This is a genomic window from Vallitalea maricola (assembly GCF_036985595.1).
In the GTDB taxonomy this organism is placed as follows: domain Bacteria; phylum Bacillota; class Clostridia; order Lachnospirales; family Vallitaleaceae; genus Vallitalea; species Vallitalea maricola.
In genome coordinates this window covers 86,398-113,023 of the sequence record NZ_BTPU01000031.1, presented here as the reverse complement: position 1 = coordinate 113,023, position 26,626 = coordinate 86,398, and the positions used below count along the sequence as shown (strand labels likewise).

Annotated in this window: 24 protein-coding genes and 1 other annotated feature; of the genes, 7 read left to right on the top strand and 17 right to left on the bottom strand. The window is 29.4% G+C overall.

Annotated features, from left to right (window positions below; translation table 11 throughout):
* Positions 1-156: 156 nt before the first annotated feature.
* The 4 genes from trpB to pdxR all read right to left on the bottom strand — a co-directional run bounded on the left by trpB (position 157) and on the right by pdxR (position 5,677).
* Positions 157-1,347: a tryptophan synthase subunit beta gene (gene trpB / locus AACQ14_RS10800; RefSeq protein WP_339363595.1), complete on the bottom strand. Its 1,191-nt coding sequence runs from the start codon at positions 1,345-1,347 to the stop codon at positions 157-159.
* A 106-nt stretch (positions 1,348-1,453) separates the two neighbouring features.
* Positions 1,454-1,790: a binding site (T-box leader), on the bottom strand.
* Between the two features lie 198 nt (positions 1,791-1,988).
* Positions 1,989-3,476, bottom strand: a complete 1,488-nt coding sequence (locus AACQ14_RS10795; RefSeq protein WP_339363594.1) for a methyl-accepting chemotaxis protein — start codon at positions 3,474-3,476, stop codon at positions 1,989-1,991.
* Positions 3,477-3,605: 129 nt separating this feature from the next.
* Positions 3,606-4,106, bottom strand: a complete 501-nt coding sequence (locus AACQ14_RS10790) for a hypothetical protein (protein WP_339363593.1) — start codon at positions 4,104-4,106, stop codon at positions 3,606-3,608.
* Positions 4,107-4,270: 164 nt separating this feature from the next.
* On the bottom strand, positions 4,271-5,677 hold the full coding sequence (gene pdxR, locus AACQ14_RS10785; RefSeq protein ID WP_339363592.1) for a MocR-like pyridoxine biosynthesis transcription factor PdxR: 1,407 nt from the start codon (positions 5,675-5,677) through the stop codon (positions 4,271-4,273).
* Between the two features lie 115 nt (positions 5,678-5,792).
* Here pdxR and AACQ14_RS10780 point away from each other — a divergent pair, with 115 nt between their 5' ends.
* Complete coding sequence (locus tag AACQ14_RS10780) at positions 5,793-6,584, top strand: ECF transporter S component (protein WP_339363591.1); 792 nt, start codon at positions 5,793-5,795, stop codon at positions 6,582-6,584.
* Between the two features lie 103 nt (positions 6,585-6,687).
* Here AACQ14_RS10780 and AACQ14_RS10775 read toward each other — a convergent pair whose 3' ends face one another.
* From AACQ14_RS10775 to AACQ14_RS10735, 9 genes are all read right to left on the bottom strand, one after another.
* A complete protein-coding gene (locus AACQ14_RS10775) occupies positions 6,688-7,020 on the bottom strand; it encodes a DUF6142 family protein (protein WP_339363590.1) in 333 nt (110 codons plus the stop codon).
* A gap of 45 nt (positions 7,021-7,065) precedes the next feature.
* Positions 7,066-7,542 (bottom strand): VanZ family protein, encoded by a 477-nt coding sequence (locus AACQ14_RS10770; protein ID WP_339363589.1) that lies wholly within the window; start codon positions 7,540-7,542, stop codon positions 7,066-7,068.
* 152 nt (positions 7,543-7,694) lie between these two features.
* Positions 7,695-8,783 (bottom strand): GerAB/ArcD/ProY family transporter, encoded by a 1,089-nt coding sequence (locus AACQ14_RS10765; protein ID WP_339363588.1) that lies wholly within the window; start codon positions 8,781-8,783, stop codon positions 7,695-7,697.
* A gap of 24 nt (positions 8,784-8,807) precedes the next feature.
* Positions 8,808-9,899: a GerAB/ArcD/ProY family transporter gene (locus tag AACQ14_RS10760; protein ID WP_339363587.1), complete on the bottom strand. Its 1,092-nt coding sequence runs from the start codon at positions 9,897-9,899 to the stop codon at positions 8,808-8,810.
* Between the two features lie 51 nt (positions 9,900-9,950).
* A complete protein-coding gene (locus AACQ14_RS10755; RefSeq protein ID WP_339363586.1) occupies positions 9,951-10,163 on the bottom strand; it encodes a hypothetical protein in 213 nt (70 codons plus the stop codon).
* A gap of 17 nt (positions 10,164-10,180) precedes the next feature.
* Positions 10,181-11,659, bottom strand: a complete 1,479-nt coding sequence (locus AACQ14_RS10750) for a spore germination protein (protein ID WP_339363585.1) — start codon at positions 11,657-11,659, stop codon at positions 10,181-10,183.
* A 28-nt stretch (positions 11,660-11,687) separates the two neighbouring features.
* The gene (locus AACQ14_RS10745) at positions 11,688-12,863 is read right to left on the bottom strand and encodes a Ger(x)C family spore germination protein (RefSeq protein WP_339363627.1); all 1,176 of its coding nucleotides are present in this window, start codon (positions 12,861-12,863) and stop codon (positions 11,688-11,690) included.
* A gap of 346 nt (positions 12,864-13,209) precedes the next feature.
* Positions 13,210-13,938 (bottom strand): Ig-like domain-containing protein, encoded by a 729-nt coding sequence (locus tag AACQ14_RS10740; protein ID WP_339363584.1) that lies wholly within the window; start codon positions 13,936-13,938, stop codon positions 13,210-13,212.
* 79 nt (positions 13,939-14,017) lie between these two features.
* A complete protein-coding gene (locus tag AACQ14_RS10735) occupies positions 14,018-14,179 on the bottom strand; it encodes a hypothetical protein (RefSeq protein ID WP_281819339.1) in 162 nt (53 codons plus the stop codon).
* 188 nt (positions 14,180-14,367) lie between these two features.
* Here AACQ14_RS10735 and AACQ14_RS10730 point away from each other — a divergent pair, with 188 nt between their 5' ends.
* Positions 14,368-14,985 (top strand): DUF4397 domain-containing protein, encoded by a 618-nt coding sequence (locus AACQ14_RS10730; protein WP_339363583.1) that lies wholly within the window; start codon positions 14,368-14,370, stop codon positions 14,983-14,985.
* Positions 14,986-15,015: 30 nt separating this feature from the next.
* Here the strand turns inward: AACQ14_RS10730 and AACQ14_RS10725 are convergent, their stop codons facing one another.
* From AACQ14_RS10725 to AACQ14_RS10710, 4 genes are all read right to left on the bottom strand, one after another.
* Positions 15,016-16,308, bottom strand: coding sequence for a glycoside hydrolase family 18 protein (locus tag AACQ14_RS10725; protein ID WP_339363582.1), 1,293 nt, complete (start codon positions 16,306-16,308; stop codon positions 15,016-15,018).
* A 62-nt stretch (positions 16,309-16,370) separates the two neighbouring features.
* Complete coding sequence (gene hydE, locus AACQ14_RS10720; protein ID WP_339363581.1) at positions 16,371-17,417, bottom strand: [FeFe] hydrogenase H-cluster radical SAM maturase HydE; 1,047 nt, start codon at positions 17,415-17,417, stop codon at positions 16,371-16,373.
* A 16-nt stretch (positions 17,418-17,433) separates the two neighbouring features.
* Positions 17,434-18,168: a tRNA threonylcarbamoyladenosine dehydratase gene (locus AACQ14_RS10715; RefSeq protein WP_339363580.1), complete on the bottom strand. Its 735-nt coding sequence runs from the start codon at positions 18,166-18,168 to the stop codon at positions 17,434-17,436.
* Between the two features lie 92 nt (positions 18,169-18,260).
* Positions 18,261-18,713, bottom strand: a complete 453-nt coding sequence (locus AACQ14_RS10710; RefSeq protein ID WP_339363579.1) for a hypothetical protein — start codon at positions 18,711-18,713, stop codon at positions 18,261-18,263.
* A 657-nt stretch (positions 18,714-19,370) separates the two neighbouring features.
* Between AACQ14_RS10710 and AACQ14_RS10705 the strand changes: the two genes are divergently transcribed.
* The 5 genes from AACQ14_RS10705 to AACQ14_RS10685 all read left to right on the top strand — a co-directional run bounded on the left by AACQ14_RS10705 (position 19,371) and on the right by AACQ14_RS10685 (position 26,595).
* Positions 19,371-20,090 carry an ABC transporter ATP-binding protein gene (locus AACQ14_RS10705; protein WP_339363578.1) on the top strand — a complete coding sequence of 240 codons (720 nt, stop codon included), beginning with the start codon at positions 19,371-19,373 and terminating at the stop codon, positions 20,088-20,090.
* Between the two features lie 7 nt (positions 20,091-20,097).
* On the top strand, positions 20,098-22,515 hold the full coding sequence (locus AACQ14_RS10700; protein ID WP_339363577.1) for a COG1361 S-layer family protein: 2,418 nt from the start codon (positions 20,098-20,100) through the stop codon (positions 22,513-22,515).
* Complete coding sequence (locus tag AACQ14_RS10695) at positions 22,508-23,950, top strand: ABC transporter permease (protein ID WP_339363576.1); 1,443 nt, start codon at positions 22,508-22,510, stop codon at positions 23,948-23,950. The genes AACQ14_RS10700 and AACQ14_RS10695 overlap by 8 nt, the downstream gene beginning before the upstream one ends.
* Before the next feature lie 172 nt (positions 23,951-24,122).
* A complete protein-coding gene (locus tag AACQ14_RS10690) occupies positions 24,123-25,145 on the top strand; it encodes a nucleoid-associated protein (RefSeq protein ID WP_339363575.1) in 1,023 nt (340 codons plus the stop codon).
* A gap of 208 nt (positions 25,146-25,353) precedes the next feature.
* Positions 25,354-26,595 (top strand): MFS transporter, encoded by a 1,242-nt coding sequence (locus AACQ14_RS10685; RefSeq protein WP_339363574.1) that lies wholly within the window; start codon positions 25,354-25,356, stop codon positions 26,593-26,595.
* The last annotated feature ends 31 nt before the right edge of the window (positions 26,596-26,626 follow it).

The following is a 26,626-nucleotide window of genomic DNA, read 5'->3' as shown; positions in this document are numbered from 1 at the left end:
CCTATAATAACATAATACTATTATTATAATGGTTATGCCTAGATTCCACAAGACATCTAGGCATAATGTATGATAGTTATTTTTCATATTTATTTTTTATCTATCAATAATTCAGATAGAATACTTATTTGAATTATAGAAATAGAGTATCGGAAGCTATAGATTAATTGGCTTATTATTAGCTTTTAAATATCTTTCGATTGCTTCAACATCTTTATCTCCTCTACCTGATAGGTTAACTATAATAATCTTGTCTTTATCAAGGGTTGGTGCAAATTTCATAGTATAAGCGAGTGCATGTGAGCTTTCAATTGCAGGAATTATACCTTCTGTTTGTGATAAATATAAGAATGCATTAACTGCTTCATCATCTGTTATGGATTCATACCTTGCTCTACCAATGTCTTTTAGATGTGCATGTTCTGGTCCAACACCTGGATAATCCAATCCTGCTGATATTGAATACACTGGACTTATATTTCCTTCGTCATCTTGGATAAAGATTGTATTCATACCATGAACAACCCCCTCTTTTCCATGAGCCATAGTTGCCGCATGTAAATCAGTATCTACTCCTTTTCCCGCAGCTTCTACACCTATTAATTCAACTTCTTCATAAGAATTGAATTCGTGGAATAAGCCAATAGCGTTACTTCCTCCACCTACACATGCAATACAATAATCTGGAAGTCTTCCTTCTTTTTCTTTTATCTGTCTAAGAGCTTCTTCACCTATGATTTTTTGGAATTCACGAACCATAGTTGGATATGGATGTGGTCCTACTGCTGAACCTAATAGGTAAAATGTATCTTCTATTCTCTCTACCCATTGCTCAATAGCTTCATCTACCGCATCGCTTAGAGTTCTAGTTCCTCTTGTTACAGGAGTGACTTTTGCACCTAGTAATTCCATTCTGAAAACATTAAGCTTCTGTCTCTTAGTATCCTCTTCTCCCATGAAAATTTCACATTCCATGTTGAACATAGCTGCCGCTGTAGCAGTTGCTACACCATGTTGTCCTGCCCCTGTTTCGGCGATTATCTTTTTCTTCCCCATTCTTTTAGCTAGTAATATTTGTCCTATTGCATTATTTATCTTGTGAGCCCCTGTATGATTAAGATCTTCTCTTTTCAAATAAATCTTAGCTCCACCTAGCTTATTAGTCATATTTTTTGCAAAGTATAGTGGTGACTCTCTTCCCACATAATCTTTCATATAGTATAGATATTCATTTTTAAATTCTTCATCCTGCATAGCTTCGTTAAAAGCTGCCTCCAATTCATTCAAAGCCTCGATTACTGGTTCTGGTACATATTGTCCTCCAAATTTTCCAAATTGATGTGTCATAATTAAATTCCATCCCTTCTAATAATTTTTGAATTTAATAAAATGTGATATTGATTTTCGATGAGATGTGTATCTAAAAAGGCAATAAAAAAACACTTCATCCATTTATTGGGACGAAGTGTTACTCGTGGTACCACCCAACTTTAAGCACTTCGCTGTAGGTCAACAGCTTTAATAAATAATTCTCTCTAATAACAAAAAATCTCCGTCATTATTAGGACGAAGTTACATTTCGTTATGCCACCTATTATGTGCTTAACTCTTTCAGATACTAACATATCCTATCCTTATAACGTAGGAAAAACGGTATAAGCTACTTGCAATCAAGCGTTCACCATACTTCTCATGAATCCATTCAGAATTATTGTAGATATCAGGATTCCACCATCCCCGACTCTCTATAATTACAACCAATTCTTACTACTTTCAATCACCGAATTTGATTATTAAATTATATTTATTATATATTAATATGTATTATGTGTCAAGATTTTTTTGGTACTGAGTTTCCCCTATTTAATAAATATGAAAAAGCCTACAGTTATACCAGTTAGGAGAAAAAGTGTTTTGAAAACACTTTTTCTGACTTACTCGAAATATTTTACTCAAGAATTGTAAATCTTACTTACCTCGTTACATTATTAATTTGAAGCAATTTTTTCTGATGTTTCATTCAAACTTTCCAATATCTTATTACCTTTTTCCGATAATGTGAGATACTTATATGTCAATGAAACAGTATTTTCTGAGCTGCTATAATTTTCTTGTGTAATAGCTGACAGGTTATTAGCGGAACCTACGATATTCCTGTTTTCCTCTACAATTGTAGATATTTTTGAGGACAGCAAATCAATTTTTTTCGTATTTTCTATCATATTATTTTTAATTTTATCAAAAACATTTTTTGTACCTTCAACTAGTCTGTTTTGTTCCTCACTTATTTTATTAAGTTTTTCATATGCACTCAAAGATTTATTGGTTTGTTCTTGTAATTCGGAAATGATTAATGTAATATCATTCACGGATTGTGAAGACTGTTCTGCCAAATGTCTTATCTCATCTGCAACAACTGCAAAACCTTTACCTGCTTCCCCCACTCTCGCAGCCTCTATTGCAGCATTTAGAGCCAATAGATTAGTTTGGTCCTCAATACTCTTTATGGTCTCTATGATATCTACAATATTATCCGACTTTTCTTTCAGTTCTTGCATGATATCAAATGTTCTAGAATTATTTTCATTAGAAACATTATTATTGTCATACAATGTTTCAACAATCTCCATACCATTACCTATTACATTTTCTATTTCTTTTGATGTATGACTAATGGATAGAGATGTATCCGAAGCTTCATTTATCAACTCTTGAATATTATTAGTTGATTCTAGCTGTTTTTCTGTATATTCAGCACCTTCTCTAGCCCCTTCTTTTATCTGTTCTACTGATTGTTCTATATCTTTGGACATAATATTCATATCTTCCATAATAATATTAAGTTCGTTAGAATGATTATAGATAACTTTGCTAGTATCTATTAATCTATTCATCATCTGGTCTTGCTCATCTCTAGACTTTTCAAGATTACTAATCATCTTTCTATTTCTATTCATCATGTTATGTAATATCTTGGCTCCCATATAGCAGGAAGCAGAAAATATCAACAGCACAAGAACTAAATAGATATAAACGGATTTATCAACATTGGATAAGTTATCATTATCTAATAATCCTACTATTTTAAAAATAGTTACACCTATATTGAAACTGCCAGTTATTACTATTGCCTTATAACGTCCTAGGAAAACTAGTAATACTAAAACTGGAAACATACCAGAGAAAACAACTATACTTTCACTAGTACTAAATATAACAGACCAACATATAATCATTGGTATCAAGGTTATATAGATTGTGCTCTTGGTATTAATACTTTTTTTATTCAATATAAGGGTAATAACAACTGATGCAACAAGAAGAAAACTTAAAGATATAACTAGAATTAATGAGCGATTACCCATTTTAACACCTAAAACCATTTGCAGTATCATCAGCAAAAACATAATACTTATCATTATGTAATAATATTTATATCTCTTTTGCTCATGACTAATTTTAATATTTTCCTCCATTTAATCCCACCTTCCCTTTCTTACGTACATTATATTACATAATTTGTCTTTTTACAATATATTATCCTTTTATGTTATTTGATGAAAAGATAAAAAAAATCGGATAATATTAATTATCCGACTGATAGATTATTTATTAGATACTTTTTGTTTAAGAATTTGACCACAGTATGGGCAAAAAGTAATACTTTGGTTAAAATCACTTAAGTTACTTGCACAATGAGGACAATATTTTATATGTGCAGAAATTTCATCTTTTCCAACAAAATGTATAATATCTTCTTCTTCCCCAATCCTTTTAAGACTATCTTTTAAAGTAAACATGGATAATGGAGTGTGTAGAATTCCATCAACACTATCTTCTATTTTATCATGTCTGATTGAATTGCTGGATGATAATAAACATTTACTATCAGGTATAGTAGATTTAATGTCTTTGATTAATTTATCTCCACGAGTTTTCCTCATAATATAATTAACTATAACAATATTAGGTTCAAACTGCTCTGCTTCGTATAATGCATCAAATTCATCTGCAAGTTCAACATCATAACCTAGATTGTTTAACATATCTTTCATTATTAAACTTTCAAATCTAGAATCATTTACAAGTAGTGCTCTTTTTCTCACATCAATCAGCTCCTGTTTGATTTAAAAATATAACAATAAAACTTATTTTATAAGCAAAAACTACTTATTATATTAATTCTATCATCAATACTCACATACTTATAGTATATCACACACAGCTTATTTTTATTATAAAAAATACAATCAATAATAAAATTTTATTTTCAATTAAAGCAAATTTTACTAAGTGATCGAATAGCTTTTTCAATATCATTAATATCTATTCCTTTATATGATAGAATTAATATGGGATTTTTTTGAAATTTTTTTACGATTGTATATTCTGATATACCTGAAATCAAAATCTCGTTATCTAATGCCATTTCTATTATTTGTTGTTCAGAGAGTTTTGAATCAACATTTATCAGCATATGTAACCCAGAATCCATTCCGCCAATCTGAACTTTATCTCCCATATAATTTTTTATTGCTTGAATCAATATTTGATTTTTTTTAGTATAATTTTTCTTAAGTCTCCTGATATGTTTTTCAAACATGCCTTCTTTCATAAAAAGTGCTAATGCTAATTGTTCTGTCTTAGAAGTTGTCTGTGTATACCTATTTTTACTTTCATTATATAGGTTGATTAACTTACTTGGTAAAATCATGTAGCTTATTCTTATAGAAGGAACCAGAACTGTAGAAAATGAACCCAAATATATAACGTTTCCATCTTTATCAAAACTCTGCATTGAAGGTATAGGTTTTCCATAGTATCTTAATTCGCTGTTATAATCATCTTCAATAATATAACCATTATTCTCACTTGCCCACTTCAATAGTTTTATTCTCTGGTCAACAGACATGACTGTACCAGTAGGAAATTGATGTGAAGGACTAACGTAACATAATTTCGAATTAGAATTTTTTAGTACTTTCAGATCGATTCCATCCTCTTTTATAGGTATAGGTATTATATCAAAACTATTATGCATAAATATATTTTTGGCTCTATTGAATCCAGGATCTTCAAAAGCACATTCATCAATGTGGATTTTTTTCATTAATGTACTAAGTATATTCAATAAATATTGAACACCTCCACCAATGATAACTCTGCTGGCATCAGCTGTTACACCTCTTGATCTTCTAACATATCTTACAATCTCCTTTCTTAGTTCCATCTCACCTTGCACATCTGTAGACTTATATAGCTTTTGATAATCATAATTAAGAATACGGTTCATATATCTTCGCCATAAATTAAAATCAAAATTCATTTCTTCCACATATTCATTTTTAAAATCATATTTAATCAATTTTTTTATTTTTTGTTCTGCGACGTATTCTGTTTCATTTTTCTTACTGTTTACATAAGTTTTATCAAATGCACTTGCATAATATCCTTTTTGGGGCAAACTATACAAATAACCTTCTACAAGTAATTGCTGATAAGCATTTTCAATAGTTGTTTTACTTATATCAAGACTCCCTGACAGCTGTCTTATTGAAGGTAATTTTTCGTTTTGAATAATGCTTTCGCCTATTATCTCATTTCTTATGTATTCATATAATTGAACATATAATGGTTTATCTAAAGTCCCATCCAGATTTGGTACCAAATCAATCATATTTTCACCCTTTCTAATAACTGTCCCTTTTGTTTTGAACAAAACTGTCACTTTTAAAATACACACTTATATTATATAGTATATATAAATTTTGAAAAAAGGCAAGGTGACACTGATGAAAAATACATATTTTGAATCTAGCGACATTAAAAAAATTACTTATACAGGATTAATGACTGCCCTTGTATTACTAGCAACTTTGGTCATAAAAGTTCCAGTTCCTTTTACAAATGGTTATATTCATCTTGGCGATAGTATGATTTTTATTGCAGCAATTCTATTAGGCTGGAAATATGGAGCATTCGCTGCTGGAGTAGGTTCTGCACTAGCAGATGTTATCGGAGGATATGCACATTGGGCAATACCTACTTTGATTATAAAAGCTTTAATGGGAGCAATTGTAGGAATATGTGCAAGCGAAAAATTCAGAAAGAAAATGTACATTTATTTAAGTGTTGTTTTCGCTGGTGGATTTGCCATATTCAATGTTATACTTAGATATATTCTTTCTAGTAAAATATCTCTAGAAACCAATGCTTTAAATAATAATTTACTAGAAGAACTGAAGTTGGATTCTGTTGACGAATTGATAAGTCTAACCAATAAAGTTGAAACACAGCTACTTATAATAACAATACTGATTCCGTTAATTATTTTAGGTCTATCTTTACTGGTGGCTAAATTGAATCATATAAAATTCAAACCTGCATATACTTTTGGTTTTGTTATAGCTGGTACTTTTATGGTTTTTGGTTATTATATAGCATCATATATAATGACTGGTAATTATATTGTTCCTATATTCTCATTACCTTGGAATATGGTACAGTTTATAATGGGTCTTATTATCGCTAATCTTATAGTAGCAGGATTAAATAAAAGTAAATTATCAATCCCATTAAATTAGAAATAAAAGGGGCTGTCGGATAATATATTTAAGTTAAAAATGTATTATTCGATATCCCCTTTTTTATGTTATAAAAGTTTTAATTGCTATATGTAAGTAAATATTATCCTCCAAAACCGTATATAATTACCAATACGTGAAATAACATCATTATCAGATTTATACCTATGCCTATGTGAGCAAATGTTTTAAATGTATCTTTTGAAAGTTCTCCAATTACTCCATATATAATTCCAACTATACATACAATAAATCCTATTATCTCAACAAGTCCTATAGCTAAAGCAATGCTATCCGTACTTCTATCTCCAAAAGCAGATATACCTACTGCACTTAGAAATAATATCAAAGATGAAATCCCTAATGCAAAAGAAGCGATTCCATGTCCAGACTGTTTTTTATTATTTAATCTTAATGTAATCTTCTTATCTTCCATATTCTCCCTATCCTTTATTTATTGAAACCCTTTTTCTTTAGAAATTTAGCTGTTCTTATCTTTCAGATATTTTATGCCATAATATATATAATAACATATCCTAAAAATCAAATACCCAATGAACCCACCAAGAGTGTTGAGTATAATATCATCCACGTCAAAACTTCCAACTGCATAATGATATTGCAGTACTTCTACTGCCAAACTAACAAATCCACTAATTAATATCATTAATATAAAAAATCTTGTTCGTCTGAATAATATAGGTACAAAAAATCCTAAAGGCATAAATGCAAGTATATTACCAAAAATATTAGTCATGATGGCATTGGTTCCACTATATTTTATATAGTTTTTTATTGTCTTGAATGGTTCTATGTTATAACCTTTCAACCCAGTAATCCTACCATATTTAGCATCTAAAAATAATACATTGATTAGTATTATCAAATATATAATAAAAAGAATAAAACTAATTATTCTAAACATTTTTCTGAATTCATTTGAATGAATAGTACTCATTATAACCCCCTGATTTACGTCAAATTGATTTGTCATTCAAATTTTATTATACCATATACATTAGCTTTAAACTAGGTTATTTTACCTTTATTTAGCTACTTTTATAATATATCTTTAATAATTATATATTATAATATTTAAGTTGAACTTCATTAGTTCTTTTTTATAACCCTACATTTAATTTCTAAAGCTATCAATGTAACAATTGGAATTATTAACTGCATCAGTATAGCCATATAGGTATAATAATATAAATGAGTTTCTAATTCCATAATACTAGAAACTGTTGTTATTGATATAATCATTACTAAAATACCAATTGGCGTGGCTATAGACTTATAATCCTTCAATTTGAATAAAGCTGCAATACCTTTACACCCAGCTAAAAGATAAACAGTTATTTTAATAAACCCGCCTATAATAAAAATTATAGCAATTATAGCTTCAACTCTTTGTAATATATCTCTTATATTAATTCTACTTACGGCTCTATAGATAGGAAAATAGCTAGTTGAATAAGCAAATTCTCCCAAACATAAATATGCACTGACATGTGTACAAAACAGAATAAATCCCCCTAATAGCAAACCTATTAAAAATAATTTATATATACTTTTTGAATTCCTTATACTCTTAGTATTCAATATTAACATAAAAGTAAATATCTCAGCTAAAGGAAAAGTAATCATTTCAATAGCTCCCTTTGCTATTGGCTGAATACCATCTTCTAAGACTGGAGTTAAATTAAATACTTCAACCATAGTCAGCATAAGGGGGATAGTTAATAATATTATTGGATAGATAATTTTAACAAAAAATTCTGACCATCTACCTAATACTTCTAATCCGCTTTTTATACCAAATATAACTAACACTATAACCCCAGCAGCTATTATTAATTTTGGAGTATTAACTAGTCCTACCACACTTGTAAATAAACTAAATGTAGTCAAAACCAAAGCACCCACGTAAAAACAATATAAAATATATAATATACAAATGGCATTACCAATTATTTTGCCAAAAACTGTAACAAGAATCTCATACAAATTCTTACTAGGATATCTAATTAGTATTCTACAATACATTGCTGATATTATACATGTAATTCCTATAGCTATCAATATTGTAATCCATATATCTTTATTAGTATTTTTAATAGGATTTATAACGAATGATTCTGATAGCATTATTAAAATAATCATACTTATACCTTGACGGTTTGATATTACTTCTTTCACAGTAAATCACCATTTCTATAATCATTATTTGCTTTTTGACAATCTTGATTTAATTTCAATAATAATAAATAATATTAACGGAATTATTATCTGAACAATCATAGATACATAATTATAATTCTTAACCCCTGTTATCATTTCCATCATGCTTTTATACGTTGTAAGGGAAACTATTAATAGAAGTAAGCTTACAGGAGTTACTAGAAACTTATAATCTTTTAACTTCAGTATAGTAACTATGCCATTACAACAGGCCAAAATACAAGCACTCATTTTTAAAAATCCCCCTATCATAAATGTAACAGCTATAATAATTTCAATTCTCTGCAGAATATCTCTTATATTGATTCTGCTAACTGCTGAATATATGGGAAAATAACTGCTTTCATAAGCAAAAGGTCCAATAGCAATGTAAGAACCTATTACATTAACACTAACCAGAATACCTCCTAATAGTAAACCATATATAAAAGTTTTATATATATTATTACCACCTTTAAACATTTTGCTATTAAAAATTAAAGTAAAAATGATAAGTTCGGCATATGGAAAAGTAATTACAGACAATGTTCCATCCAATACAGGTTTTATACCATTTTCTAAAATAGGTTTAAGATTATTGACATTCACCATATTCAGTATTAATAATGTTACAATTATAATAACAGGAAAAACTATTTTAGCAAAAAATTCCGACCAACGACCTAATACTTCTATTCCATTTTTTACTCCATAAATTATAATTATAATTACTGCAAAAGACACTACACTTAGTGGTGTGAACTCTAGCCCTACAACACCAATAAACATACTGAAATTAGCTAATACCAAAGCACCTAGATAAAATGCATAGAATAAAAAAATGAAATTTATTATAGATCCGATAATTCTTCCAAAAACAGTAATATTTATTTCATATAAATTTTTATCAGGAAATCTAGATAGTATTCTACTATACATAGTTACAATTAATAGAGATACAGCAAGTCCTAATATCATTGCAATCCATATATCCCTCTTTGCTTCTCTAGCTAAAGATAATACCAACGAACTACTAGACAAAAATAGAATTATCAAACATATACCCTGTTTGTTAGACATCACTATTTTATTCATAATTTCACCACTCTTACTTTTTTCCTTTTTTAGCAATACAAAAAATATAGATTATATGATTATTTCAATTATTGTATCTAACCCTTTTGATATTTGAGGTATTTCTACACCAATACTATATAAAAACATTAGTACAAAAGCAGCTGTAAAAAATAATGTATAAATTATTAATTCCTTTTTGTTTTTATTTTTTTTTAGTGGTACTATCTCAGTAATTCCAATGATAGTAAAAATAACAACTACTATTAAACCTTTTAAATACATACCTTCACCTGTTCCTATTAATTTTTGGCTATATTTTTCTTCCTATTTCTCTTTTTAGAAATTAATTTACCTCTTATATCCATATACCACCACGGTGCTCTAATATATACATCTTTCATGTTAATTGTATCTTCCATAGGATCAATACTCAACATATATGGTACCCCAAAGCTTCTAATAGAGAATAAATGAAGACTTAAGAATATTACTCCAAAAATATATCCATATAATCCTAATACCGAAGCTAAAAATAAAAATATGATTCTAATGAAAATAGTTGAATTAACCATCTTAGGAAGCAGGAAATTAGCTATCCCTGTTATCCCAATTACTATTATCATAGGCTGACTGACCAATCTGGCTTGTACTGCTGCTTCTCCAACTACAAGAGCACCTACTATACTTATTGCAGAACCACTGTACTTAGATATTCTAATACCTGATTCCCTTATTAATTCAAATACAATAATCATAATAAAAGCTTCTAAAAACGACGGAAACGGTATGCCTTGTCTAGCATTATAGATACTTAATATTAACGGGGTAGGTATTAGTTCTTGGTGATAGTTAGTTAGTGCAATATATATAGCCGGGACACTAGTCGTAAGGAAAAATGCTAGATATCTAAGTAATCTATTAAATGTGGCAAAATAATACTGTTGATAATAGTCTTCATCCACTTGAAAGTATTCTATAAAAACAAAAGGTGTAGTAATAACAGAAGGTGACCCATTACAGATAATAGCTACTCTTCCTTCAAGTAATTTACCACAAACAGTATCAGGTTTTTCTGTTGTGAATAGTGTCTTAAATAATGACATTGGCTCATCGGTTATGAATTCTTCTATATACCCAGTATCCAATATACCATCTATATCAATTTTATCTAATCTTCTTTCTACTTCTTTTACAATCTCATCTTTTGCAATATCTTCTATATAGCAAATACATACTTTTGTTTTAGTAATATTTCCTATTTCTCTAAACTTAACTTTTAAGTGTTTTGATACAATCCTTCTTCTAATTAAAGAAATGTTTGTATATATTACTTCATTGAAGCCTTCTCTAGGACCTTTTATTATAGTCTCTGATATAGGTTCTTTAATAGCTCTAGTAGACCACTCAAGAGTGTTTAATATTGCTCCTTTAGCAAATCCATCAATAAACAAAATACTTTTTCCTATATATAGATTTTCAACAAGAGATGTAAAATCACTTGATTTTTCTACTTCGTTAATGCTTACTATTTTATTAACAACATAATCTAAAAATTCAGCATTATTCTCATGTCTTTTTATATCTGCACTCATTATAGATTTGAAAATATTATCAGACATTACCTCATCGTTTACCATGCTCTTTACATAAATCAGGCAAAACTTTTTCTTGCTTCCTTCATTCTGGAATAATCTATATACAATACTATCATCATCTTTAAATTCTTTCTTAAACAAATCAATATTATAAGTTAAACTTTTATTTAATACTTCCTTCATATTTAGTGGCTCCTTAACTTTATAAGTCTTAGTACTTATCTATTTCTATAGCTTGAGATGATAATGCTGATCTCTCTATTTTTACATTAATGTTTGTGTTTATTTTTAAAGTTGGGAAAACATTATCCCAGTCTTTTTCAACTTTTTTCCAGGTTTTGTTTTTTTGTCTCTTAAATAAATCTCCAAATCCAAATATATCTGAATTATAATCCTTTTGAACATGTGTAATTAATTCTACTATACCTTCTTCAATATCTTTCTCAGCATTCATCTCTATATCAATTCTATCCTTTTCATCTAAAATATCTATTTGATTACTCAACTCATTAATAGCTACTTTACAATTGACATTAATATTAACTCCCAACTCTTCTCCATTTACAACAGGAGTTACCTTTGTTTCATTAGACAATATTTCCAAAGAAATATGTCCTAATTGATCTTCAAAGTAATATTCCATTGATAATGGTTGATTTTTGATTTCATTGTCGATAAAAAGATAATACAAAGTTTCATCCTCTGATAATTTCCCCACCATTTTTGATGCCTTAAAAACAGCAGTTCCACCTACTGTGTGTACTGAATTTGCACCTATGTGTTGTTTATCCACTTTAATTAAAGAAATAGCTGGTTCAAAACCTTTCTTTGTAATTTTATCTATTATATTCCATACTGTTGAAGATTCAAATGTACCAATTTTTCCTTGATTTTTTAATGTATCACTTAATCTCATACTTGCTATATCAGTAACATCATTTTTAAATATGTCTTCTGCATTACAATTATTTGTTATTAAAACATGTACATCTGGTCTATATTCTGCATCTCTCATAGTGTAATCTAATATCTCAGTTATACCTTGCCTTGCTAACTCTTCACTAATTATTAGAATTTTTGTATGGGCTAGATATACTTGTTTTCCATTCTTTTCAATTATTTTCCTGATTGCTCTATATAACGTATCACCTTTATCTTTTAGAACCCTGCTTTTTAATTGACCTTCTTTACTTTCTATACCAACTATCTCATATGTAACAAGGTATTGACTCTCAGATAATTTATCAGCATCTTTAGCAGGAGTGATATGGGAATCAATTCCAAGCCCTAATACTATCTCTACCTCATCTATCTCTCTATAATCCCAACAGCCAACTAATAGGATACATGTAATAATATATACTGCTGCAAAACAAATTTTTTTCATCAAAATTATATCCTCCTATTGTTAAACTAAAATTCTTAGACTTAATAAATATTATCCCATAATATGTCTTTATTATTCTTTTTTGACTAATAATGAAATTAAATCCACTAAAAAAGCTGCTTGGATATACTTCAAGCAGCTTTTTTTATTTCTTTACAATAACTTTTAAAGAATAAAATAATCTTAACAAATAATACAAAAAGTTGTAACACCCATGTAGACAAGTACATATACTAAATTAGGACAACATATATTAGACTTAATTGCTAATCAATTACTCAGGCAAGTAGAACTTGTCAGTAAAATCCTCCTCAGAATTATAAGTAAGGTACAGAAAATCTGTACCTTACTTATTTATATACAATTCTATAGCACAATAATGATTTATCACATCATAATCCATTAATCTATAATTTTGATATTTAACCTGGTATTCTATAATAACATCGTCGCCTAATCTATAATCTCCCAAATCTATCTCTGTTCTGAAATTAGTCTCTCTTTCAACTTGAACTTCTTTTTCTGGTACAAATTCACTGGTTTCTTCTGCATCTTCATCAAACCAAATAGTTGGTTTTTTTTCTACTGGTACTATACCTACATCATAGTTAATTAAATATTTTAGTGTACCTGCTATTCTTAATTTTGATGTTTTATTAAAATCGTTCTTGATGAGTTTTTTATCATGTATAATTACATATAACATGATATTTTTTATTTCTACAATCTCATCTTCATAATTTTCTATTTTAAGTCTATCCTCAAACTGTAGAAATTTAGATATTTTGGTGCTGACCTCTTGTTCTTCTACATCTATCTTAATAGTTGAATATTTTTCTCCTACTCCACAAATATAAACTTTTATAACAAATTCTTCAGTTCCAATAAAACTACTATCAGGTATATAAGACCAATAACCATTGGTTGTCAATTCTATTTTTCCATTCCTGGGCTCATTTTCTAATGTACAACGAATATTATCTCTTGATAAATTTTTCCCAACAATTCTACCTTCAATTCTAGTACCTTGCCCCATTGATAAATTACAATTATATATTTTAACTTTTTTATCCAACCTATCACCTCTCCTAGCACTTTATATATTATATGCTTATGAAGAATATAAGTTGTTGATAAACTTGCGTAATTTAATATTAATCAATTAACTGATTTCTAACATTCAATAGTATAGAACCAAAAATTATTGATATTATACCAACTGCAATCCCTGTAACTATTGAAATAATCCCTAGACATATACCAACTTTTCCTGCTCCACTTACTTTCTTGTATAATTTATCACTGTATTCAATCATCATAATTTCTCCTTTCGTTCGTGAATACTATTATTTGTAATTATAACACTTATACAATATATATTTCAACTTATTTAATTATATGGATTAATCCTATATAAAATAGGAACATTATTTCATTAATCCCTGTAACCCTTTGTCCTAAATACTCATATATTGTACTAAGTTAATTATTAGGTGGTGACTTTGTGCGCGATAAGAAAACATCATACATCAGGCTTCTTCATGCGTCTCCAAAAGCTCCAGCAGTGGATGTTTATTCCAACGGTGACAATATTCTAGCAGATGACCTATCATATGGAGAATTTACTCCATATCTTCCAGTTATGCCTGGAACTTATACTATTGATATTTATCCTGCTGATAATTCAGATATGCCAATTCTTACTAAAGAATTAGTTCTACCTGAAAAAACAATAGCTACAATAGCTGTTATTGGAGAATTACCAGATCTAGAATTATTCATAGTAGAAGACCCAAAAGAACCTTTACAACCAAATACAAGCAAATTAAGATTTATACATCTTTCCCCAGATGCTCCATCTGTCGATGTTATAGAGCCAAATGGGTCAATATTATTCAAAGATGTAAGTTATAAAGATATAACTGATTATATAAGTATTACTCCAAACACTTATACAGTAGAAATAGTACCTACTGGTACAGATAAATCAGTTTTATATGTACCTAATATTAGATTACTTCCAGATGCCTTTTACTCATTATACGCAATCGGTCTAGTTGAGGGAGATCCTTATTTACAATTATTAATACCATTAGATGGAAATTCTTATATTGAGACATAAAAAAAGTGTGCAATGCTGCACACTTTTTTATTATATTATCTTATTAACAATAAAATTATCTTCTACTAACTCCCAATTCTGTGGAGCTTCTCTAGCTAAAACCCAATAGAAGAAACCTCTTAAACCTAATTCTTTTACCAAATCAAATTTTGCTTGTAGACTTCTAGCATCTTCAAACCATACCTCGTGTTCTTTACCTTCTTCATCTATATATCTAAAAAATGGTGACTGGGACTCTTCATCAAATTGAATCTGCCTGTTGTATTTCCTAGCTAATTCTACTCCATCTTTAAATCCAATAGATTTTGCGAACTTACCGCCTTCAACAAAAGGTAGTGTCCAATCATAGCCATATAAAGGTATTCCCATCATAATCTTTTCACTAGGAACATGAGACAAAGCATATTCAACCACTCTTCTGACTTCATTTATTGGAGAAACTGCTCTAGGTGGTCCCCCTGACCATCCCCACTCATATGTCATAATAAAAATAAAGTCAACTATTTTACCTATTTCTCTATAATCATGTCCTTCGTATAATATTCCTACTTGGTCATCACTAATCTTAGGTGCTAAAGCAACTGTTAGAGTATATCTTTCATCTTCTTCCTTTAACCGTTTTTTCGCTTTTTTCAAAAAATCAATGTATGGTTTACGATTTTCTGCTCCAAGGTATTCAAAATCAAAATCAATTCCTATATACCCTTTTTCTTTCATAATAGCTATAGCTTCATCTAATAATTTGTCTTGTGCTTCTTCATCATTAAGCAGGGCTGTTGCATTTTCAATACTGAATCCACCCTCATCAATATTTGTTATTACCATGAGAGGTGCCACTCTTTTACTGTAAGCAGCATTAATTACAGGTTCATCACCTATTAATGGAGTTAACATTCCATCAGCATTAGTTTTATAACTAAATAGATTAATATATGTTAAATTATCTCCTACATCTTCTACATATGAAGCTGAATCAGGACCAGTTATATCTAAGTCAATATAAGCTGCTACTTCTGCAATAGTTTTTGGACCACTAGGTATAAATATTCTTGTACCAACTTGTAAATCCATTGGATCCAAATAATCATTTGCTCTTTGAATCAAATACACTGGTACATTAAATTTTTTACTAATAGAATACAAACTATCGCCTGGTCTAAATGTATAGAATTTTCCCATCCTAGGAATCAATATTGTTTGACCAACTACAAGATTACCGGGATTTTCCAACTGATTTATTTCAATTATATCACTAACAGGTATATTATATGTCCTTGCAATAGTAAAAAGTGATTCTCCAGGACTCACGACATGTATTTGCATATAATCTTTCCTTTTTTGCTCTTATTAAATTATATTCAATACAAGGTCAAAAGTTAATCTTTTTATTTATTTAGTAAAGATATATGGTCACCCCTAGACATATCTACTTCATATCCTGCCATCTTGATTCGATTTTCAATACAATTCCTACACTGAGCAGCCTCATCACCTGTACATATCTTACCATCATACAATGCATATTTATCTCTTACACTAGTTGGTGATAAGTTAGGCATAACAACATTAGCACCAGCTTTTAGCCCCTGTTCTCTTCCTTTATTATTAATGGAACCAAGTGCAGTTGTCGCTGGTAATAAAACTTCTGGCAGTAAAAGTCTGATTAATGAAAGGAGTATGCATGTCTTTTCTACTGTTCCTGCCTTTTCATCTGCAAGTGGTGTATCTGATTGAGGTATAAATGGTCCTATACCCACCATATGCGGTTGTAATTTTTTCAAAAAATTAAGGTCCTTAACAAAATCTTCGTTGGTCTGATTAGGTAATCCGATCATAAAACCTGCCCCAATTTGGTATCCTATATCTTTCAAATCATGCAAACATTTAATTCTATTATCATAGCTCATATCAGGGTGTAAACTGTCATAAAGTTCTCTAGAATTAGTCTCATGTCTTAAAAGATATCTGTCTGCTCCTGCATCAAAATATTTTTTATAGGATTCATAGCTTTTTTCTCCAATAGATAATGTAACAGCAATATCCTCAAAAGAAGCTTTTATAGAGGAAACTATATCTACAATTTTATCATCTGTATAATAAGTATCTTCTCCTCCTTGAAGAACATAAGTCCTATAACCTAATCTATATCCTTCCTTACAGCAATCAAGTATTTCTTCTTTACTTAATCTATACCTACTTGCATTTTTATTATCTCTTCTTATTCCACAATATCTGCAATTGTTTTTGCAGTAATTAGTAAATTCAATCAATCCTCGCATATATACTTTATCACTATAGATATGTAACCTTGTTTCATTAGCTTTCATATGTAAGTACTTCTTAGATTCTTCATCCATATTATTAAGTAATAGTAATAATTCATCAGAAGATAAATTATTACTATTATATAGTTTATCAATTAATCTTTTCATGACAATCTCCTTTATGCTAGAAATTAAGTAAGTCTTTCACTACCTCCGAAGCTATAATCAATCCCACAACCGAGGGAACAAATGCAATACTCCCCGGTGTCTGTCTTTTTATTTTTGATGATTCGTTTTGTTCACTGTCAGTTTTATTATTATCTGATATAGGCTTTAATGGCTTTTCTTTTGAATAAACCACCTTAAGGCTGTCAATATCTCTGTTTCTTAACTCTTTCCTCATTACTTTAGCTAGTGGACATACTGAAGTCTCATATATATCTGCAACCTGAAACATAGTAGGATTAAGTTTATTACCCGCTCCCATACTACTAATGATTGGTATATTTCTCTTCTTACACCTTTCTATCAAATCAATCTTTGATGAAACCATATCAATAGCATCTACAACATAAGAATAATCATTTGATAATAATCTGTCTGCACTATCAGAATTATATAATTCTCTGTAGGTAATAACTTTTGCTTCATTATTAATAGCTAAAATCCTATCCTTCATCACATCTACTTTAGCCTGTCCTACCGTCCTAGTAGTAGCATGTAATTGCCTATTTATATTAGATACACATATGCTATCATCATCTATTAGAATCAATTCTCCTATTCCACTTCTAGCTAATCCCTCAATAACATATGTTCCTACTCCTCCAACTCCAAAAACAGCTACTTTACTGTTTTTCAACTTTTGTAATCCATCTTTACCAATCAACATTTCTGTTCTTGAAAATGCATGTGACATTATAACACCTCTAGTCTAAGTAGTCTTTTTCAATATATCTATCTTGTTATCGTAATTTTAACTTAAATATATATAAAAATCAATTAATATATTTATCCACTCTTTAGGTCATAACCTTTATCATTATAGATATAATCCATTATATCCCAATAGTTTTTCTCTGATAAATATAGTTCATCAAAATCATATTTGCAATGTATTCCAGTTTTTTCCAAGTCAATCACTATATCCTCATAAGAGAAATAAAAAGTCTTTTCACATACTTTATATTTAGCATAATCACTAATATCTATAGCATAGTTATCACATAACCAATCAATAATCTTAAAGAAATAGCTTTTTACTAGAGTCTCTCTAGTTTTTATTAAACCATATATAATGTTGATATTATCATTCTTAAGCATATATTTTAGATACTTAGGTTTCAAATTACGGATATCTTCAGTTTTGTAAAATAGTTTAATTTCAAATAATTCTGTCTCTAATAAAGCTACTATAGGTTTAGCTTCCAAATATTTATCAGTACATAAAGTTACCTTTCCCATTATTTCACCCTTCCTTAATATAATAAATCCCCTGTTCTTTTCTCCTAGAAACAATTGCTTGATTAGGCAATTATCTTACTTAAGTAATTGGCTGTATATATTAATTATATCATATATAATCATAAAAAAATTGAAATATAATGTTACTTTTTGATTTTCAACTATAATTTTTTTTAAGGTGTTAAATACATACCGCTATACGACATAAACCGTACATAAATTATTAATTTTTCATTAACTTATTTAATAATTAAAAATATGTCGAGTAATGTAATGCACATCATATGGTATATCAAAGAGTTTCCAACACCTACATATAGTGGTAAAAATTGTTAATTTTATTTAACAATTTGTTTTTTGAATAAATAGTCTGTTTTTTTATGTATAGTAATATTATATAAAAAGTGCTATACTTTTTTATGATTAGTCTTAAGGGAAAATAAAGGGATAAATGGCTAAATTATACATATTATGTTATTTATCTTATTTATTATTTAGGTTCTTCTTTAGGCAGTAAAGATTACCATACCATTATTAAACTAATGACCTGTTTGTTTTTGAGTTAATTAAATTTTTAAAAATGTAAAAGAAGCTAATTAATAGGGTTATATAAGCTCAAAAACTACTAACAACATAATGTAAGAAAGGAGGAGTATAATGAGTGATATAATTGAAATCAAAAACCTAAGAAAAGTGTATCGAATGGGTAATGAACGTGTTGTCGCCCTTGACAATATCAGCCTCAATATTAAAAAAGGCGAATGCTGTTGTATATTAGGAACTTCAGGTTCTGGAAAATCTACTCTGCTTAACATGATTGCTGGTCTTGAAAAACCTAGTAAAGGACAAATCAAGATTAAGGGGAATCGAATTGAAAAGATGAATGAAAAACAAGTTACAAAGTTCCGTCAAAAAAATGTAGGTTTTGTTTTTCAATCTTACAATTTATTGCCTAACTTAACAGCCCTTGAAAATGTGGCTATGCCTATGATATTTGGCGGTGTACCTAAGAAAAAAAGGGAAAAAGAGGCTACGCGAATGCTTTCAGCCGTAGGTCTAGGTGATAGACTTCATCATAAACCTTCACAAATGAGTGGAGGTCAGCAACAGAGAGTAAGTATCGCAAGAGCATTTGTAGGAACACCAGAAATAGTTTTTGCCGATGAACCTACAGGAAATCTAGATACCAAGACAACTATGGAAGTCATGGAACTGATTACGAATATTGCTAAGGAAAATAATCAAACACTTATAATTGTAACCCATGACGTAGAAACTTCCGTATATGCAAACCGTGTTATTCATGTACGTGACGGACTTATAGAATCGATAGATAGTATTGATGAAAATGAAATAGAAAGTAAACAGGAGGCTTAATAAAAAAATGAAGAAATTTTTAGTATATATGTGTGCGCTTGTGATTAGTTTGAATGTGATGGGGGTTGATGTATCTGCTGAAGCGTCAAAAAGTATAACTTACACATCAACTATAAGTAAGGATACTGTATATAATGGGACAGATTTTACAATAACTTTAGATTTTACAATGGATGGTGACACACCAGAATCTGCAATGTTATACTTAGATACCAATGAAAGTTATTCTATTAGTGAAGGTTATAATATTCGTTTGTCTAAAAGTGATTTAAACAGTACATATACACTTCACGCAAAATGTATTGGTTCATCTAAATCAATTACAACAAAACTAACATCAGAGGATATAACTACACCTATTGAAGGTACAATTCTTATTAATAATATAGGAAGTGAAAGTAGTAGCGGTTCATCTACACCAACAGACACTAGCAAATATACTCCAGAATTAGTAATAGAAAATCAAGAAATCCCTACTGCTAATGCTGGTTCAGATATTGATTTAGCTTTAAAATTAAAGAATGCTGGTACTTATACAGCTAAAAATATCACAGTTGAACTTATTCCACCAACTGATAAAGATTTTAGTTATGAAACCAATACAATTAGTTTAATTGATAAAATACAGCAATTAAAGAAAACTGAAACTGCTGAATTAAACTATTCTTTCTTAGTTAAAGATTCAACACCAGCTAAGACATATAGTTGTCAATTAAAATATACATACTTCAACTTATATGGTGACAAAGTAGAAAAAACACAAGACATATATATAAAAGTAAGAAAAGGTTTCCCTTCTGTTGATTTAAGATTATCAGAAGTAACTAACGACCCTGAAATAATCAAAGCTGGACAAAAGGTTCAACTTAGCTTCTTAGTAAACAATAATTATGGTTTATCTACTGTCAGCGCACTAGATGTTACATTAGAAGGATTAGGTAAAGGATTTACAATCGTTGATGGTGTTAACGGTCGTAGAATCAGTAACTTACGTCCTGATGCAGAAGGAGAAAAAGTAACTTTTGACCTTTTCGCGTCATCTGATTTGAAAAAAGGCAGTTATCCTATAACAGTTAATCTTAAATATAAAGATAGCTCTAATGCTGAAAAAGAAGTAAAAAAAGAAATCTATTTAATGGTAGACAGTGGAAATACTGATATTGCTATTAGAAATATCAAAGCTCCAACAGGTCAAATAAATGCTAGCCAACAATTCAACGTATCTTTTGATATTGTTAATACTGGTGAAGTAAAAGCAGAAGACCTTATTGTTACAGTAAAAGGTGACGAAGAAATCGTACCAATGTCACAAAACATACAAGTAATCAATGAAATGGAAGTCGGAGCAACTAAGCAACTAACATACAAATTCCAACCAACTGAAGAAGCAAAAACTAAAACTCATTTACTTAACATTGAAATAAAAGGTAAAGATGAAGCTGCATTTACAACTATCAATCAATACGTAGGTGTTTATGTAAAAGCTAAGAAAGAGAATAGTGAAGGGACTTCAAGTAAGCCAATCATTATTGTAGATAATTTTAAAATTGCTTCAGAATCAACTCAATCTGAGATAACTAATGCAGGTGAAAATTTTGACGTTACACTATATTTTAAAAACACTCATGACAGCAAAAAGGTAAAAAATATAAAGGTATCTTTAGGCGCTGAAGAAAATACAGATACAGACAAAGCAAAATCAGGTAGTGTATTTACTCCAGTTGAATCAAGTAGTACTTTCTTTATTAAAGAAATAGCACCAGGTCAATCAATTGAAAAACAATTGAAAATATTTACAATACCATTTGCTGCATCAAAAGTACATAACCTAAATCTTGAGATTTACTATGAATATGAAAGCGATGAAAAATTACTTACTGAAACAATTAAGGATGCTATTCCTGTAACAGTAATACAGCCATCTAGTTTCATTACTAGTGATATTAAAATTCCAGAATCAATGTTCGTGGGTGAACAAACTGACATAGAATTTGAAATAAGTAATACTGGTAGAACTTCCCTTGATAATTTCACTGTACAAATAGAAGGATTTGGTAGTACTAACAGTAGAACTTATCTTGGTAATTTGGAGACTGGTAGAACTAATTACTATAGTAATGAAATATGGATAAATGAAGAAGGCGAAGTTACTGGTACTTTAGTTTTTACTTATACAAAACCAGATGGTAAAGAAGAAGAAGTAAGAAAAGAGTTCAAGACAGTAGGTCAAGCGATGGATTTCGGTCCATCAGAAGGAGATATGGGCATGGACATGGGAGACTTTGAAATGCCTGGTCAGGAAAAGAAATCAAATAAGACACTAATTATTATCATATCTTCTGTAGCTGCTGTAGCAGTCATAGTAACTATTATTATAGTAAGAAGAAAAATTAAGAAAAAGAAGGAAATGAACTTCGATGAATAAAATAGATTTAATAAGAATGGGCCTTAAGAATTTATTTAGAAGAAAACTTAGAACCTTTCTTACTACTCTAGGTATTATAATAGGTACTATATCCATTGTATTGATGGTATCTCTTGGTTTAGGGATGCAGAAAAATATGGAAAAACAGATGAGTCAGTGGGGAAGTTTAGATATCGTAGAGGTATACCCAGCAGGTGGTGGCGGTAATGATTACTATGGTGGTGGTATGGTTGTAATGGACGCTTACCCATCAACTAATAATACTTCTAATGACAAAAAAGAAAAGATTCAAAATATTGATATTACCACATTTAAACAGATTGAAGGAGTCGAAGCTGTTTCTCCTATAATTGAACATACTATAGTTATGCAGTCTAAGAAATTAATAAATAACTATGTTAGAGTTAAAGGTATGACTATAGAATTTATGGAAAAATATGGATTAGACATTGGTCAAGGACGTATGCTTACTGCTGAAGATAAGAATGGATTTCTAATGGGATATAACATGTTATATGAATTCTATAATCCAAATAATCGCGATAATGACTGGTGGTCATCTATGTATGATCCTGAAACCGGCGAAAGATTACCTCCTACTTTTAATCCATTAGAAAATAAATTAAAGATGAGTTTTGATAGGAACTATGGGAGAAATGAAAGATATAGCCGTTATGGTGATGAAGAAGAACAAAAACCAGTTAGACCAATAAATATCAAAGCTATTGGAGTATTATCAGAATTCGCAGGCTGGCAAAAAAATGATTGTGCTTATATGGAAATAAACCAATTGACTGCATTAAAAGATAAATACGATAAAGTTACTGGTTATCGTGATTATGATGGTAAAAAACCTAAAAAAGATGGATACGAAAAAGTATTTGTATATGTACCAAAACGTAAAAATCTTGAAAAAGTTCAACAAGAGATTCAAAAACTGGGTTTTACTGCTAGAAGTGACGCTAATGAATTAAAACAGCAAGAATCCCTGAGTAATACTATCAAGATGGTTTTTGGAGCTATTGGAGGTATCTCATTATTAGTCGCAGCTATTGGTATCACTAATACAATGGTTATGGCAATATATGAGAGAAGAAAAGAAATTGGTGTCATGAAAGTTATTGGATCATCCATAAGAGATATTAAAAAATTATTCCTTTTTGAATCAGCTACTATAGGTTTATTAGGTGGGATACTAGGAATATTAATAAGCATTGGTATATCCATTTTACTCAATAATATGCAAAATACTGCATTATTGAATTTCCTACATATTTATGAAACAGGTGAAGCTAATCCAGATATTTTTATAATGCCTTCTTGGTTAATTGTATCTGCTATGGCTTTCACATCATTGATCGGTCTTATATCAGGTTACCTTCCTGCACGTAAGGCAATGAAACTTAGTGCACTTGAAGCTATTAAGACAGAATAACAAATATATAAAATAAGATTATATAAGTCAATGGATATTCATATATTCATTGACTTATTTTAATTATATATTATAATTAAATATCTAAGAATGTTCATTACTGCATGTGAAAATACTTCTACTTCATGTGCTTAAAAATAGTACTTCTTAATAAGAAAATAAAGGAGATATTATGTATAGTATAGAAGAAATTAATATATCAAATATGATTGTCCATATACTAGATACTAATCTAAGTGTCCCAGTGATTTCCATGGATGAAATGGAAAGTAATTATGAAATAAAAGAATTTTTTGCAAATCATATAGTAAAAACTCTTAATGACGACAGCATTAAAAACTGTGAATTCAACACGGATTATAATATGGTTTATACATATGTTAAAGAATTTGCATCAGCAGAAGATAAATTTATTGATATGTCAATTAATATAGCTAACCAACTGTTCTCTATTATGTCTTCTAATCTTGATATACCTTCAGCAGATTTGGCTATAATTAATTTTTCATGTAGAAATAATAGATACTTGGCATTACTAAAATTAAACTATACTAATTCGTTTATTCATTATACAGAGGTAGAAAACGATTCTAATATCAATAGCATAATTAGACATAGGACTACCCTTCCAAATATGGGACAAAAAATTAACGAAGCAGTTATTATAGACCTATCTAATCTAAACTTAAAAGTACTTGAAAAAAAATATGAAATAGATGGTAATAAAGAATACTATTTATCAATGCATCTATTAAGATGTAAAACTACCCTATCTTCAAAAGAACAATATAACATTGTCAAAAAGGCAACTGATTCAATAAGCAAAAAATATTTTGATGCAGATGTTGAAAAGAAAATGGAAATCAAACAAGAACTCTATAACAACATTGAAGATACAGGAGAAATCAATCTAGATAAATTTGCGGATGATGTATTTAAGAATAATATAGAAGTAAAAAAAGAGTTTATTGAAAATCTAGAGAAAAAAGGGCTTGAAGAACCAGTAGTTAAACTTTCTGAGAAAACTATTACACGTTCATTTGAAAAGCAAAGAATCAAGACTGATAATGGTATTGAGTTAAAGATCCCTATGGAATTATATAATGACCCTGATAATATAGAGTTTGTAACTAATCCTGATGGAAAGATATCTATATTGATTAAGAATGTAAATAAATTAACACCCTTCGGTTGATGACTATGATACTTTAGGGATATACAATGAGGTAAAGGCACTGTATTTACACAACCCCCATACTCTCCATGTTTATCCAATATTGCAAGGTACATTCTAACTACTTTATTTTATATACCTAAGTGATTTGCCAAATTTGGAAAAGCAAAAAAATAGCTAAGATAGTATAATTACATAGAGATGAAATAAATGTACAGAGGTGATTTTTATGAATAAAAAAATACCCCAACTTTCAATCTATCTAATTTATACAGGAGCAGCTGCATTTTTCTTTTCATTGGTATTTACTGTGAATCAAGTATACTATATTGAAATCCTAGAGTTAAATCCATTTCAACTTGTTTTAATTGGAACTGTATTAGAAACTTCTTGTTTTATTTTTGAAATACCAACTGGAATTGTAGCTGATATAGTAAGTAGGAAATTATCAGTTATCATAGGACTAGTATTGATGGGAATTGCATTTATAGCAGAAGGTTCTATTCCATTGTTTATAACTGTTATTTTTAGTCAAATCTTATGGGGTTTAGGCTACACATTTACAAGTGGTGCAGATGAGGCATGGATAGCAGATGAATTAGATGGAAGGAATTTGGATGGAGTATATTTAAGAGGAGCTCAAGTAGGACAATTTGGCTCACTTTTAGGAATATTGGTTAGTGTAGTTATAGGAACAGTTCGGGTAAATATTCCTATGATTATTGGTGGATTATCTTTTATAGTATTGGCAATATTTTTAGTGGTATTTATGAAGGAAACAAAGTTTAAACCAGCTTCTACAGAAAGAAATACTTGGAAACAAATAGGATATACCTTTAGTCAAGGTATCAAATTTATAAGAGGAAAGTCCATTCTAATGTTGATGGTGGGTATGTCATTGCTATATGGACTATATAGTGAAGGTCTTGATAGATTGTGGACAGCTCACTTTATGCAAAATATAGGGTTTACAAAATTAATAGAATTAAAGCCTGTGGTTTGGATTGGGATTATTAATGGATTTGCCATGGTGTTGAGTATATTAGTGGTTCAATATGTGAAGAAGAGAATGAATAAAACAGGAGAGATTAAAAAAGTATGGATGTTAATTCCTATCAATATATTGATGGTTATGAGTATTGTTTTATTTGGATTATCAGGAAATTTCAGTATGGCAATATCCATGTATTTGACATTTTATATTACAAGAATAATAAATGGACCAATATATAGGGCATGGATGAGTAAAAATATTAAGTCAGAAGTAAGAGCAACAGTACTTTCCACCTATGGCCAAATTGATTCTTTTGGTCAAATTATAGGTGGACCACTTATTGGATTTATTGCAGTAAAAACTTCAATTTCCACAGCAATAGTACTATCAGGTATTATTTTATCACCTATAATCGTTATATTTATATATGTATATGGAAAATATCAATCTAGAGAGACAAAAGGAACAAAGCTTTAAATTTGTTCCTTTCTAAATAATATATTAGATT

Bases quoted from the DNA above. Each gene is read 5' to 3' on its own strand.
- pdxR (WP_339363592.1), bottom strand. From the start codon at position 5,677: ATGATTGATTTGGTACCAAATCTGGATGGGACTTTAGATAAACCATTA.
- AACQ14_RS10690 (WP_339363575.1), top strand. From the start codon at position 24,123: ATGTATAGTATAGAAGAAATTAATATATCAAATATGATTGTCCATATA.
- AACQ14_RS10710 (WP_339363579.1), bottom strand. From the start codon at position 18,713: ATGGGAAAGGTAACTTTATGTACTGATAAATATTTGGAAGCTAAACCT.
- AACQ14_RS10735 (WP_281819339.1), bottom strand. From the start codon at position 14,179: ATGATTGAATACAGTGATAAATTATACAAGAAAGTAAGTGGAGCAGGA.
- AACQ14_RS10775 (WP_339363590.1), bottom strand. From the start codon at position 7,020: ATGGAAGATAAGAAGATTACATTAAGATTAAATAATAAAAAACAGTCT.
- AACQ14_RS10745 (WP_339363627.1), bottom strand. From the start codon at position 12,863: ATGAAAAAAATTTGTTTTGCAGCAGTATATATTATTACATGTATCCTA.
- trpB (WP_339363595.1), bottom strand. From the start codon at position 1,347: ATGACACATCAATTTGGAAAATTTGGAGGACAATATGTACCAGAACCA.
- AACQ14_RS10715 (WP_339363580.1), bottom strand. From the start codon at position 18,168: ATGTCACATGCATTTTCAAGAACAGAAATGTTGATTGGTAAAGATGGA.
- AACQ14_RS10780 (WP_339363591.1), top strand. From the start codon at position 5,793: ATGAAAAATACATATTTTGAATCTAGCGACATTAAAAAAATTACTTAT.
- AACQ14_RS10725 (WP_339363582.1), bottom strand. From the start codon at position 16,308: ATGCAAATACATGTCGTGAGTCCTGGAGAATCACTTTTTACTATTGCA.
- AACQ14_RS10705 (WP_339363578.1), top strand. From the start codon at position 19,371: ATGAGTGATATAATTGAAATCAAAAACCTAAGAAAAGTGTATCGAATG.
- AACQ14_RS10695 (WP_339363576.1), top strand. From the start codon at position 22,508: ATGAATAAAATAGATTTAATAAGAATGGGCCTTAAGAATTTATTTAGA.
- AACQ14_RS10685 (WP_339363574.1), top strand. From the start codon at position 25,354: ATGAATAAAAAAATACCCCAACTTTCAATCTATCTAATTTATACAGGA.
- AACQ14_RS10755 (WP_339363586.1), bottom strand. From the start codon at position 10,163: ATGTATTTAAAAGGTTTAATAGTAGTTGTTATTTTTACTATCATTGGA.
- hydE (WP_339363581.1), bottom strand. From the start codon at position 17,417: ATGAAAAGATTAATTGATAAACTATATAATAGTAATAATTTATCTTCT.
- AACQ14_RS10700 (WP_339363577.1), top strand. From the start codon at position 20,098: ATGAAGAAATTTTTAGTATATATGTGTGCGCTTGTGATTAGTTTGAAT.
- AACQ14_RS10770 (WP_339363589.1), bottom strand. From the start codon at position 7,542: ATGAGTACTATTCATTCAAATGAATTCAGAAAAATGTTTAGAATAATT.
- AACQ14_RS10760 (WP_339363587.1), bottom strand. From the start codon at position 9,899: ATGAATAAAATAGTGATGTCTAACAAACAGGGTATATGTTTGATAATT.
- AACQ14_RS10795 (WP_339363594.1), bottom strand. From the start codon at position 3,476: ATGGAGGAAAATATTAAAATTAGTCATGAGCAAAAGAGATATAAATAT.
- AACQ14_RS10750 (WP_339363585.1), bottom strand. From the start codon at position 11,659: ATGAAGGAAGTATTAAATAAAAGTTTAACTTATAATATTGATTTGTTT.